Raw genomic sequence first — 12,905 nt, 5'->3', positions numbered from 1 at the left:
TTTTGATAACCAATTTTACCGACTAACTTACCTGCGGGCAGAGAGACAATAAAGTAAGCACTAAAAAAGCAAAACTTAATCAGCATTGCTTGGGTGTAATTAAGGGTAAAGGCTTCTTTTAGATAGGGAATTAAAATGTCATTAAGACAGGTAATAAAACCCCACATAAAGAACAAGCTGGTTAATGCAACAAGTGCAAACTGGGTGTTAGAGGTATTACTTGCCTCAATTTGCACGGTCTGGTTTAGTGGATTGGGTGAACTCACAATGATCTCCAGTTGATTTTTTTGTTGTAAGCGCTTACATTTAATTATGTAAGCGCTTACATTTATAGTTTGATAATTGCAGAAAGCGTTTAAAATATCAAATAGAAATCGGATTTTGATTCGCTAATTTTTAAGTGTCAGCTATTAAAATCACAATAAAACAAGGTGTTAATGACCATGAAGCATTTTCGCTTAGCCAAAACAAGTAACATGATGCAGCGAGATTTTACATTTGGTGTGGCCACGTCGTCATACCAAATTGAAGGTGCGCGTAATACACGATTAAAGGCAAACTGGGACACCTTTTGCGAAAAAGATGGCACTATCGCAGATAACAGCAATGGCGATGTAAGTTGTGAGCATGTAACCTACTGGCAACAAGATGTTGCCATCATGGCCGATATTGGTGTTGATGCGTACCGTTTATCATTGTCATGGTGCCGCGTTATGTTAGAAGACGGTACAGTAAACCTTGAAGGTGTTAAGTTTTATATCAACTTATTTCAAGCCTTAAAAGCACATGGTATTAAGATTTTTGTGACGTTTTATCATTGGGATTTACCAGATTACCTTGATAGACAAGGTGGGTGGTTAAATCGTCAAACAGCCTATGAGTTTGCCAATTATGTAGAAACAATCACTCCTTACATATCACCTTATGTTGATTCATTTGCTACGTTAAATGAACCTTTCTGCTCTGCTTATTTAGGTTATGAATTAGGTATTCATGCGCCAGGGCATACCGACCAAAAAGCAGGTAAGGTAGCAGCGCATCATTTGTTTTTAGCTCACGGTTTAGCAATGGAAATTCTAAATCGTTTAAGCCCAAGTACTGAAAACGGCATTGTGCTTAACTTCTCGCCTTGTTACCCATTAACAGATTCAATTGAGGATGCAATTGCTTGTCGTCATGCAGATGAATATTTGAATTTGTGGTACTTAATGCCGTTACTTGAAGGGCGTTATCCAGACATTGTTAATCTATTGCCTGAGGACGTTATGCCGGATATCGCCGCAGGTGATATGGCAATTATATCTGCGCCACTCGACTTTATTGGTATTAATTATTATACCCGCAAGGTGTATCAAGCAGGCAATAATGTACTGTTTAAAGAAGTAGACTCAAATGAATATGCAAAAACAACAATGGGCTGGGAAGTTGTACCAAGTGCTTTTTTTGATTTACTGACTGATTTAAATAAACGCTTTGAATTACCAAATATTTATATCACTGAAAATGGCGCTGCATTTGATGATAAAATCACTGATGGTGAAGTAATTGACCAAGCGCGTTTTGATTACATTGACGAACATTTACTTGCTGTAGAACAAGCAATTCAGCAAGGGGTGCCAGTAAAAGGGTATTTTGTTTGGAGTTTATTAGATAACTTTGAGTGGTCAGAAGGGTATACTAAGCGCTTTGGCATAGTGCATGTGGATTACGAAACACAAAAACGCACGCTTAAACATAGCGCGCTTGCATACAAAGCACTAATAAACGCTAGAAATTCAAACTAATAACTATTAAATTTATTGAATGTAGAAGCAGTTTTCTTATTTATGGCAACTATTTACGAAGTATCAAAAGCCGCTGGGGTATCGTTAGCAACCGTTTCACGTGTGATAAACGGCAATGCGAGAGTGAGCGAGCGCACTAAAGAAAAAGTGCATAAAGCCATGGCCGAGCTTGGTTATAAACCCAATGCAATTGCCCAATCGTTAGCCTCAAATCGCAGTAATAGTGTGGGCTTGTTGGTATCTGAATTGCACGGTTCATTTTTTGGCGACATGATGAGCTCAATTGAATCTATGCTGCGTGATGCTGGCAAACATGTGGTGATCACTGCAGGTCACAGTGAAGCCGAAAAAGAAAAACAAGCCATTGAATTCTTAATTAGCCGCCGCTGTGATGCACTTATATTAAATGCTGAAGCGGTCTCTGAAGAGTATTTAAAATCCTTACTCGACAATAATATCGAAATCATTCTGATCAACCGAAATATCGAATCTCTACAAGAGCGCTGCATTGTGCTTGATAACCAATTAGGTGGTTATTTAGCAACCAAAGCAGCAATAGATCAAGGGCATCGTAATATTGCCTACATCAGCGGCCCGCATTTTAAAGAAGATGCACAGCAGCGATTAGCTGGGCACAAACAAGCACTTGAAGAAGCAGGAATTTCGTTTGATAGCAGTTTATGCTTTGAAGGCGGATACCATGAATCAGAAGGGCAAGACGGGTTTAATACCTTGTTCAAGCAAAAAAACACATTCACAGCATTAATTTGCGCAAATGATGAAATGGCATCTGGTGCAATGACGGCCGCCCGTGAGCATGGGCTTAGTATTCCAAACGATCTATCGATTATTGGCTTCGATAATGTGTTATTTGCCCGTTACTTATATCCAAAACTCACAACCGTTGATAACCCGATTGCGAAAATGGGTGAAATGGCTGCTAATTGGGTGCTCAGCAATATTTATAATACGAAAACGTCAACGCCAATTAATCATCTATTTAAACCAGAATTAATAATTCGTGACTCTCTCGGGGCTTTGCATGCTGACTAATCGAATCTCACCCTCAGCTAAATTTGCGCTTATTGCCTCGTTTGGTGGGTTTGTATTTGGTTTTGATGCCTCGGTAATCTCTGGTGCTATCGGCTTTATATCAGAGCAATTTTCGCTCGATGAATGGCAACAAGGGTTAGTTGTAAGTGCGCCTACCTTAGGTGCGATTATTGCCAGTTTTTTTGCTGCTTTTTTAAGTGATCAATTTGGCCGTCGCAATACCTTAATCGCAGTTGCTTTGTTATACATCTGTTCTGCTTATTTTTCTGCTGTCGCTTTTGATTTTGAAAGTTTAGTTTTGGCGCGTTTTATTGGTGGTTTGGCGTTTTGTTCACTACTTATCACGCCCATGTATATCGCTGAGATTAGTTTAGCGAAATCGCGCGGCAGGTTAGTGTCTATAAACCAATTGAATATTGTGATTGGTTTATCGGTGTCGTATTTTTCAAACTACTTTTTACTGCAACTGGGCCATTCAGAAGGTAACACGTTAACGCTTTTTGGTACGCAGGCTGAAACTTGGCGCTGGATGTTAGCATTAGAATTAGTACCAGCGACAGTATGGTTTTTAGCACTCTTTTTATTACCGAAAAGCCCGCGTTGGTTGGTGCTCAAAAACCATCACTCGGATGCAAAAGCAGTACTCAAGCGACTGTTTTCGCAAACAGATGTAGACGCACAGCTTGAAGAAATAAGTGTGATTGATCAAAAGCAGAGTGCTTTTTTCACCCGTTTAAAAGGCTTATTTTCAGGTAAAGTACGATTAGCTCTGTTGATGGGAATTACCCTTGCGATAGCCCAGCAAATATCAGGTATCAATGTTATTTTCTTTTATGCACCAGTGATTTTTGAGCAAAGTGGTATTGGTACTGATGCTGCGTTTTTACAAGCAAGTTGGATTGGCGCAATTAATGTGTTGTTTACTCTTGTCGCGCTGATTACGATTGACCAGTTTGGCCGAAAGCCTTTACTTATTATTGGTTTGGTTGGGGTTTGCGTAAGCATGCTGATTTGTAGCTATGGCTTTAAACAAGCAACTTATCAAATAAATGATAAAGATGTCTCTGTGTTAGCAGCAACCCATCAAGCGTTAAATGCGGCAAAACTGTCACCGCTGTTAGCTAAAGTGTACACCTCTGATATTGCATTTAAAAATGCGGTGATTGAGGCTATTGGTGAACAGCAATTTAGGCAATTTGGCAGTGACATTTTAATGCGTGCTACCGATATTAATGCGGCGCTTGTGCTCTTTGGTATCACTGCATTTGTTGCGTCTTTTGCTATGTCGCTTGGTCCCGTGATGTGGGTGTTCTTCTCAGAGGTATTTCCAAGCGAGCTACGCAGTATTGGTATTTCCTTTTTAGCGTTGATTAATGGTCTGGTCAGCTTTTTAGTGCAATTAGTATTTCCTTGGGAGCTTGCTACCTTAGGTGCGGCAACCACCTTTTTAATTTATGGTGTGTGCGCATTGTTTGCCTTGGTGTTAATTGTTCGCTTTTTGCCTGAAACGAAAGGGCAGTCACTTGAATATGTGAATCAAGCCAAAGTCTTGGAAAATTAGAATAACTGTATTTCCATTTCTTTGGCGAACATTTCAAGTGCGTGTAAGCCTGCAATCGAGTTGCCATATTGATTTAATTCAGGCGACCAAACAACCACAGTATAGCGCTCTGGTACTACAGCTAAAATTGCGCCACCAACCCCTGATTTACCTGGCATACCAATGCGATAAGCAAAATCACCCGCGGCATCATATAAACCACTGGTAAACATCAACGAATTAAGCTGTGAGTTTTGTTTGCGAGAAATAAAAGTTTCTTTTGTAGCTTGTGAAACACCTTTATTGGCTAAAAAGCTAAAGGTTTTCGCCAACTCAACAACATTCATTTCTATGGCGCAGTATTTACAATAATTGCTCAGCACGGCATCTACATCGTTATCAAAGTTGTTAAACGACTTCATTAAGTTAGCCATTGCCGCATTACGAAATCGATGCTTGAACTCAGATTTTGACACAAACTTATTAAAATTAATTTTACTATTGCCTGAGAGTTGTCGCACCGTTTCTAAATAATGATGTAATGGCGCACTTACTCGCGATTGAAGCGCGTCGCACACGGCAAGGGCACCTGCATTGATAAAGGGGTTGCGCGGTACGCCATTTTCCATTTCAAGCTGAATAAGTGAGTTAAACGCCGTACCTGATGGCTCTTTTCCAACACGTTGCCACAAAGACTCACCATAGCGTTGTAATGCAAGAGAAAGAGTAAGTACTTTTGAGATTGATTGAATGCTAAAGCGTGTTTTAGCATCCCCTGTGGTATAAATTTCACCATCAACAGTGAGCACTGCCATAGCAAACTGCTCAGGCTTAACTTTTGCCAGCTCAGGAATGTAATTTGCGACGTTGCCTTGGCCAAATAGTGAGAGGCACTGAGTGTTAATTTCGTTAAGCAATAAGGCGATCTGTGTCATATGGTTTCCTGAACAACTCCAATGTGAAGTACCACTATAGAATAATTCCAAGACCAATCTCCAACGAAAAGATCTTATTTGAACAACCTAGAATTTCTAATGACCGAGAAAAAAAAGAGTCTTTCATTCGGATTACCAATATGTTCAGGAACCACCCTAATCATAGCAATCTCAATCGTATTGAACTATTTGAGTTACATCTTATAATTTAAGACTGTTACTCGGATTATTGAGCATAATGGGTTAAAAATTCATTCCAGCTAACGCCTGAACAATACTTTTATCATTTGGATTAAATGACGTGGATAATCCTATTGATATCCTAGGAAATGAGTATAGCTAATTAATGCTAACTACTTTGCTGCAACTCTGAGAGCTAATGCCTGTTGATGATTTTTCTTAGCGTAATAACGAACAGCATGACGAATAAGCCATTTTAACTCAGCGTTTGCGCCTTCTAGCCATGATTCGAGAAGATCAAAGACCAAATTTGGGTGATCTTTTGCAATATCGCCTAAGCTATTTGCCACACTTCGCCTGACATACAGGCTTGTGTCATCTTTTAGGTGGGTCAGCAAAGGTAAAATTGGCGTTGGATCTTTAATAATTTCAGGCAATCGTTTTCCCCAAGGCAGTTTAGGACGAGTACCTTCCGATACTAAACGTCTAATATGGCGGTTGCGGTCGAATTGCCAATCTTTCAGTGTTTCTAAGGTGCGCGCTTGTTGTTCTATTAAGAAAGGGCGAATACAAAACTCAGCACTAAATCGCTGGGTCAATTCATATTGTGCTTTCATTGAAATATCGAAAGGGTCGATACCATCGTTATACTTGGCATCTAAGCCATAGTGTGCAATGTAAAAACTGTGAGGTAAGTAAAAAAAACCAGCAAGTCCAAATTCTTCTGATGATTCATCCGCGTCGATTAACGTTTGTGTCAGTATGGTGATCGCAGCCTGATAATTTGACGGTAAAAATTGATGAAGTACATTGGCAATAAATTGACCTTTTGCCATTAAGGCAAGACCTTCAGGTGCGTTTAAGCACTGTTTCACAAATGCTTCACTATCAAAGTCACTGTGCACAATCTCAACATTTCGAGCAAGATAATGAATCGCGTTGTCATTAAGTAAATCGGCTAAAGAGCTGCCTTTTGCAATCGCCCGAGGCGCATCAGGAATGGTGGCGGTGGTGAACAATGGCAGTGACATCATGAGTTAATTTTCTTCTTCAAGCTTAGCTTTTTGGTCATTCTTAAGTGCTAACTTAAAAGCTACTATAACCAGAGCAAACATTAAAAAAGGCAGTGCTGCTAAACTATATTCAGCCCAGGCTTTATCATAAAAAACCGGTTTCATAATAAAATGACCTGCGATCACCAATATAATGGCAATTAGCAGAATCGGAATTGTGATCAACTCACTTTTGATTTGTCCTTTGCTTCGCATGGTTTTACTTATTTGTTGGTTGTTGGTTGTTGGTTGTTGGTTATTGGTTAAGTTTATCGGCTTTTTAAATGCAGCAATATAATGTAAATCAACTTTATTTCGCTCATTCAAGCAAAGTGAGCATTTTCGTGATGGATTCTTTGTTTATCTCGCCCATTAACTCACTGTTATTTAATGCGTACAAAAAATCTTCTATTTCATATGAGTCAATTGCTTGCTGATTTTCGATAATAGCCGCCCACAAGCACAGGTCGTCATCATCAATTGCATTATTTAGGAATTTGGTTAATACGTTTTTTAGATGAGACTTGGTAGCTCTCAGTGGCAACACGTTTATCGACGGTTGCTTTGCTAAAATAAGGTAAGCATTGTTAATGTTGTCGCCATAGGTAATCAGTTGGCTTAAAGCTTGTTCGTAGGTCATTTCAATGCTCATAAAAGGTGGTATGTTAGTTGGCGAATACGTGATTTCTTCTGTAAGTTAGGAAATAGAAGTTATTCGACAATGTTATTAGCCTTTACGCCTCAATTTTATGTTGCTTAATGGCTGTTTAGATGAAGTCTTAAGTATATGGGATTCAAACATCAATATGAACTCGCCGTACTTAATCTGTTATTCTCAAAATTAAAAAGGTATTCAATGACACTCGTTTACACTCACGAAAGTTTAACTTTAGTGATGAACATCAATGCCGCTTTGCAAAATGCAGGTATTAAAACGCAGATTAAAAATCAGTATGCTGCAGGTGGACGAGGCGAGATCCCGTGTTTTGAAACTTGGCCTGAGGTATGGGTTACTTCGCAGTTTCAATTAAAGCAAGCACAAGAAATCGTTGCAAATATTATGTCTCAAGAACACCAGCCCGATTGGAATTGCCTAGAGTGTAATGAACCAAATGGCGCAGCATTTGATTTTTGTTGGCACTGCGATGCTGCAAAACCACATTAGTAATTCTTTTGACTGTTAATGTGATATTAACTTAGATGTCATTATGCCAAATCTTGAGTGCACTTAGCTAGCCTTCTCTTATTTCTAAATATCTTAAGCAGCATGAGATAAATGCTTTTTCAAAGTAAGCGAATTGTTAAAAAGCGGTTACAATTAAAAGGTAAATTTTATGTTACTTTTTTAAATTGTTAAGTTAATATTAAAACTACTATATCTTTCGTAGTTGCGTGAGGCGTTATGTCTGCATTAATTATCATTAGTATGTTACTCGCAATTATAACTGTTTTATTTTTTGCAATAAGTTATAGAAGTAACCAACATGTATTTATTGAAAATTTCGAACTGCCAGAGAATATATTACATTCTCTGTATGAACATTATCCACAGCTATCTGCTGAGCAATGTGAACTGGTTCTGGAAGCATTAAAAGAATATTTTTTTATTTGTAATTTAGCGAATGGTCAATTGGTTGCAATGCCCTCTAAAGTGGTCGATGTGGCTTGGCATGCCTTTATTTTAAACACCAAAGAGTACAAACATTTTTGTAACAAAGCATTTGGCCGTTTTTTACATCATACACCGTCAAGTGCTATAGCAATTTCTGCACAAATGAACGCAAGTATAAAGCTTACGTGGCAAATTACATGTCGCAGAAATTACATTAATTCAAATTCTCCAGAGCAATTGCCACTGCTATTTGCACTTGATGAAATGCTCAACATTAAAGATGGCTTTAAATACACCTTGGCAACATATAGTGAAGGCAATGTTGTGAGTGTTTCGCTATTTGGTGATGAAACTAACAGCGCAAAAATTAGAGAGGGTTGTCCTACACTAGGGTGTGGTGGTTATGCCAGTCGCTAGTACTTTACTGGTAATTGTAATAAGTGTTTATTAACGATTTTATCTCCTCTAAATAGGAGTGGGTAGCATTAGCAAAATGAATGTTGTTAAACTCTATTTACAATCCTTTGTGTTGCATTTTTTAACTCAATGGTACAATGTGCGGCAGTTTTATTTATTAACTGAAATGAGTACCACTTACTTTTGCTATGATTGAATCGTTAAGCCCTGCCTTGTTATTGGTATTTATTCTAGCGTTTTTTGCTTGGTATATTGCGTTTGTAATGTTTACTACCCGTACTAAATACCTAAACCAAGAAGAAAATTAAGTACGATGTACGAATCGTTTGTTGACTGGTATTGGTCAATATTTCGCGTAGGTAAAAACTACAGTGCATTCGCGGTGCAAATTGCAGCCTTTTATTCATGGTTAATGTTACTTGCGTCAGGAATTGCAATTGTAAGACTTATTAAGCAACAGTTACCCAATTTCTTAATCTGGGTGTTTGTAATTGTAGCTGTTTCTTATTCAACAACAGATATTGTCATTGCAAGTCTATATGATTTTTATCGCTTTTTTGATAGCGAACAGGGCTATCGAGCTATTGCAATCAGTTATACCTTATTAGATAGCATCACAGCAATAATGGTGATGTTGGTAATGCAACGAAAGTGTCACAGTGCAAATCGTTTTGTAGCAACTGCTGATATTATCGTAATGATACTTTTATGTAACGGTGCCTGTCATTTCTTAATAAATGGATATTATATGCTATTTGATAACAGTCAAAATGAACTGGCAGCAATGCTGTATTCTGCAACTATTTTATTTAATGATACGTTATTGTTAGCATTAATGTTTTTCCCTCATCTTGGGGGAAAAATAGTCAGTAAAATATTTAATCGACCACAACGCTTTGTTGTTTAATTTTTCGGATTAATATGCTCAAGAGCATCTAGTTAAATCATCCAAATATTGCTTGTCGTTGTATGTCCTAGGTTACGTTATCAAAATAAATTTTAGCGCTAATTTACTATCTCCAAACTGTTTTAAAGAATTAATACATAACGGTTTTCAGGCAAATATACACTAAAAAATGGTATCTGCCTGAGTAAAATACGCAAAAACAGATCAGGCAAACAAATATTTACTGTGAAAAGTAATATGTTCGTTGATAAACGATTGGATAAAGTAATAGCTGTGGTCGTACCCAGGTTGCATGCGCAAGGTGATATCCGTATTACTTTGTTTTGCTGCTTCGAGCAGGTTTTCAGGCTTTAGTTGTTCAGTTAAAAAGCCATCAGCATCACCTTGGTCAACTAAAATCGGCAAGCTTGAAGCCTGTTTTTTAAGTAGCTCTGATGCATCATACTCAAGCCACAACTCTTTATTTGAGCCTAAATAATGTGTAAAAGCTTTTTGTCCCCAAGGGCAATTTATTGGGTTAGAAATAGGGCTAAATGCTGAGATAGCACGATAGCTATTTTGGTTTTTAAGGCCAATTGTGAGAGCGCCATGTCCGCCCATACTGTGACCTGAAATAGATTTCTCTTTCGTTACTGGAAAGTGTTGCTCAATGAGTGCTGGCAATTCATCCACAATGTAATCGTACATATGATAATGGGCTGACCAAGGTGCTTGGGTAGCATTAAGATAAAACCCTGCGCCTTTTCCTAAATCGTAGCCTTCATCATCTGCCACATCGTCACCACGCGGACTTGTATCGGGCGCGACAATGGCAATACCCAGCTCGGCTGCTTTGGCAAAAGCCCCTGCTTTTTGCATAAAGTTTTCATCTGTACAGGTTAAGCCCGATAGCCAATAAAGCACAGGCACAGGCGCTTCAGCGGTTGCGTTAGGTGGTAAAAAAATAGCAAAGCGCATGTCACAGTTTAAATGAGAAGATGAGTGGCTATATTGTTTGTGCCATCCATCACATACTTTTGCTTTACTTAGCACTTCTAAAGACATGTTGATCCCTTATAAAAGCGCCTAAGGTTATTTAGGCGCTTTAACAAAATTGCTGTGGAAATCGAAAATAAACCCTTAATTCAGGTTATTTATCCATATGTACAACTGAACGAATACTTTCACCTTTGTGCATAAGGTCAAACGCATCATTAATCTCATCTAGTGCCATAGTGTGCGTGATAAACTCTTGTAAACCAAACTCACCAGCAAGATATTGTTCAACAATACCTGGTAATTGAGAGCGGCCTTTAACACCACCAAATGCCGTACCACGCCATACACGACCTGTTACTAATTGGAATGGACGTGTCGAAATTTCTTGGCCAGCACCTGCAACACCAATAATTACTGATTCACCCCAACCTTTATGACAACATTCTAGTGCTTGGCGCATCACATTAACATTACCAATACACTCAAATGAATAATCCACGCCGCCATCAGTCATTTCAACAATGACTTCTTGAATTGGCTTATCGAAGTTTTGTGGATTGATCACATCGGTGGCACCGAGTTGTTTAGCTAAATCAAACTTAGATTCGTTGATATCAATGCCAATAACGCGGCTTGCACCTGCCATACGAGCACCAATTATTGCTGATAGACCAATACCACCTAGACCAAAAATTGCAACAGTATCGCCTTTTTCAACTTTAGCAGTGTTAAGTACTGCGCCCATACCTGTAGTTACACCACAACCCAGTAAACACACTTCTTCAAGAGGTGCTTCTTTATTTACTTTTGCCAGTGAAATTTCTGGTAATACGGTATATTCAGAAAAAGTAGAACAGCCCATGTAGTGGTAAATAGGTTCACCGTTTAGTGAAAAACGTGTTGTGCCGTCAGGCATTAAGCCTTTACCTTGGGTTTCACGTACTGCTTGGCAGAGGTTTGTTTTGCCTGAAGTACAGAACTTACACTTGCCACACTCTGCTGTGTAAAGGGGGATTACATGATCGCCAACCGCAACACTGGTAACGCCTTCACCTACCATTTCAACAATGCCGCCACCTTCGTGACCTAAAATTGAAGGAAAGATCCCTTCAGGATCATCACCTGAAAGTGTAAATGCATCTGTATGGCACACGCCTGTTGCAACGATACGTACAAGTACTTCGCCTTTTTTGGGCAGTTGTACATCAACTTCTTCCATTTTTAGTGGTTCGCCCGCAGCCCAAGCAACAGCTGCTTTTGATTTAATAGAAGTTTGGCCTGGTTTAATTTCTAACGCCATAATCTGTTTTCCATAAGTGATTTACAGTTGCCTTAATAGTGTGAGCTATAAAGGCTAGTTCATTTGCTACTTTGTTGTTAACTAGTTTATTTATTTCTTTAGAAAAGATAATCATATTATTTTGAAAATTATTATTTCATATATGTAATAATCGGGTTCAATTAATCCAAAAATTTAAGGTATGAAATGGACTGGGCAGGCGTCAGTGAATTTGTTGCAGTAGCAGAATCGCAAAGCTTTACTACGGCAGCAAGTAAACTTGGAGTCTCTGTAGTTTATGTTAGTCGCAAGGTTAATGCGCTGGAGCAGCGCTTAGGCGTTAAGTTACTTAAACGAACCACCCGTAAAGTGTCGCTTACTGAAATGGGGCTACAGTTTTATTATGACTGTAAGCCTTTGGTTGAAGGGCTTGCGCAAGCTGAATTAAATGTCAGTAGTATTCAGCATGGCATTTCAGGGCAAATACGTGTGACTGCGCCAGTAACGTACGGTGAGCGTTATATTGCACCACTTGTAAATGCCTTTTTAACTTTACATGCGCAGATAGAAGTGGATCTTGTGCTTACCAATCAAAAACTGGATTTAATTGATGGTGGTATTGATATTGCAATCCGTTTAGGTCATTTAAATGACTCAAATCTAATGGCGAAAAAACTAGCTTCCCGGCAAATGTTTGTATGTGCGAGCCCACAGTATATTGCACAGCATGGTGAACCCCACACCTTGTCGGAGCTTAATTTGCATCAATGTTTGGTTGGCAGTAACGACTATTGGCGCTTTTTGTATCAAGGCAAAGCGCGCAATATACGTGTGAATGGCCGTTTAAAATGTAATTCTGGGCTGAGTTTATTAGGTGCCGCAATCAGTGGTTTAGGCCTTGCACAGTTACCCGATTACTATGTTGGAGAGGCGTTAAAACAAGGAACTTTAGTTGAAGTATTACCAAATTATCGCGATAAAGAAGAAGGAATATGGGCACTTTATGGTCACAACCGCGCATTACCCTCTAAGCTCGATTTATTTATTCACTTTCTACAAGAAAACATAAAAAAGCCCGCATAATGCGGGCCAAAGTTAGGAAGTCTATTTGCTGTGAAAGGGAGCTATTAGGATTGTTTTACTACTACAGTACCTGCAATAAGGTCGT

13 protein-coding genes and 1 pseudogene are annotated in these 12,905 nt (G+C 38.8%); 7 read left to right on the top strand and 7 right to left on the bottom strand.

Annotated elements, in window-relative coordinates:
- A pseudogene (locus tag ABYD77_RS14180) lies at window positions 1-236 on the bottom strand (glucose/galactose MFS transporter); the annotation flags it as partial.
- Between the two features lie 207 nt (window positions 237-443).
- Here ABYD77_RS14180 and ABYD77_RS14175 point away from each other — a divergent pair.
- Genes ABYD77_RS14175 through ABYD77_RS14165 form a run of 3 tightly spaced genes read left to right on the top strand, consistent with a single transcriptional unit; the run spans window position 444 to window position 4,398 of the window.
- A complete protein-coding gene (locus ABYD77_RS14175) occupies window positions 444-1,784 on the top strand; it encodes a GH1 family beta-glucosidase (protein WP_372770781.1) in 1,341 nt (446 codons plus the stop codon).
- 42 nt (window positions 1,785-1,826) lie between these two features.
- Window positions 1,827-2,837 (top strand): LacI family DNA-binding transcriptional regulator, encoded by a 1,011-nt coding sequence (locus ABYD77_RS14170; protein ID WP_372770780.1) that lies wholly within the window; start codon window positions 1,827-1,829, stop codon window positions 2,835-2,837.
- Complete coding sequence (locus ABYD77_RS14165) at window positions 2,827-4,398, top strand: sugar porter family MFS transporter (protein WP_372770779.1); 1,572 nt, start codon at window positions 2,827-2,829, stop codon at window positions 4,396-4,398. Before ABYD77_RS14170 ends, ABYD77_RS14165 begins: the two co-directional genes overlap by 11 nt.
- Here the strand turns inward: ABYD77_RS14165 and glsB are convergent.
- The 4 genes from glsB to ABYD77_RS14145 form a co-directional block, all read right to left on the bottom strand.
- Entirely contained in the window at window positions 4,395-5,312 is a 918-nt protein-coding gene (glsB, locus tag ABYD77_RS14160) for a glutaminase B (RefSeq protein ID WP_372770778.1), read from the bottom strand. The two genes, ABYD77_RS14165 and glsB, sit on opposite strands and share 4 nt — an antisense overlap.
- 353 nt (window positions 5,313-5,665) lie before the next feature.
- Entirely contained in the window at window positions 5,666-6,526 is an 861-nt protein-coding gene (locus ABYD77_RS14155) for a DNA alkylation repair protein (RefSeq protein ID WP_372770777.1), read from the bottom strand.
- Window positions 6,527-6,529: 3 nt separating this feature from the next.
- Window positions 6,530-6,871: a hypothetical protein gene (locus ABYD77_RS14150; protein ID WP_372770776.1), complete on the bottom strand. Its 342-nt coding sequence runs from the start codon at window positions 6,869-6,871 to the stop codon at window positions 6,530-6,532.
- Window positions 6,864-7,184, bottom strand: a complete 321-nt coding sequence (locus ABYD77_RS14145; RefSeq protein ID WP_372770775.1) for a hypothetical protein — start codon at window positions 7,182-7,184, stop codon at window positions 6,864-6,866. The genes ABYD77_RS14150 and ABYD77_RS14145 overlap by 8 nt, the downstream gene beginning before the upstream one ends.
- 216 nt (window positions 7,185-7,400) lie before the next feature.
- On the opposite strand from ABYD77_RS14145, the gene ABYD77_RS14140 reads away from it, so the two are divergent.
- From ABYD77_RS14140 to ABYD77_RS14130, 3 genes are all read left to right on the top strand, one after another.
- Window positions 7,401-7,709, top strand: a complete 309-nt coding sequence (locus ABYD77_RS14140; RefSeq protein WP_372770774.1) for a DUF2007 domain-containing protein — start codon at window positions 7,401-7,403, stop codon at window positions 7,707-7,709.
- Window positions 7,710-7,946: 237 nt separating this feature from the next.
- On the top strand, window positions 7,947-8,573 hold the full coding sequence (locus ABYD77_RS14135; RefSeq protein WP_372770773.1) for a hypothetical protein: 627 nt from the start codon (window positions 7,947-7,949) through the stop codon (window positions 8,571-8,573).
- 313 nt (window positions 8,574-8,886) lie between these two features.
- Complete coding sequence (locus ABYD77_RS14130; protein WP_372770772.1) at window positions 8,887-9,480, top strand: hypothetical protein; 594 nt, start codon at window positions 8,887-8,889, stop codon at window positions 9,478-9,480.
- A gap of 204 nt (window positions 9,481-9,684) precedes the next feature.
- Here the strand turns inward: ABYD77_RS14130 and fghA are convergent, their stop codons facing one another.
- Both fghA and ABYD77_RS14120 read right to left on the bottom strand, forming a co-directional pair.
- Complete coding sequence (gene fghA / locus ABYD77_RS14125; RefSeq protein ID WP_372770771.1) at window positions 9,685-10,524, bottom strand: S-formylglutathione hydrolase; 840 nt, start codon at window positions 10,522-10,524, stop codon at window positions 9,685-9,687.
- Between the two features lie 85 nt (window positions 10,525-10,609).
- On the bottom strand, window positions 10,610-11,758 hold the full coding sequence (locus tag ABYD77_RS14120) for an S-(hydroxymethyl)glutathione dehydrogenase/class III alcohol dehydrogenase (RefSeq protein ID WP_372770770.1): 1,149 nt from the start codon (window positions 11,756-11,758) through the stop codon (window positions 10,610-10,612).
- A 186-nt stretch (window positions 11,759-11,944) separates the two neighbouring features.
- Between ABYD77_RS14120 and ABYD77_RS14115 the strand changes: the two genes are divergently transcribed.
- Window positions 11,945-12,820, top strand: coding sequence for a LysR family transcriptional regulator (locus tag ABYD77_RS14115; protein ID WP_372770769.1), 876 nt, complete (start codon window positions 11,945-11,947; stop codon window positions 12,818-12,820).
- Window positions 12,821-12,905: the final 85 nt, after the last annotated feature.

This window comes from Pseudoalteromonas sp. (assembly GCF_041629635.1).
In the GTDB taxonomy this organism is placed as follows: Bacteria; Pseudomonadota; Gammaproteobacteria; order Enterobacterales; family Alteromonadaceae; genus Pseudoalteromonas.
Note: the sequence above shows the minus strand (reverse complement) of the source record. Positions and strands in the feature narration are given on the sequence as shown.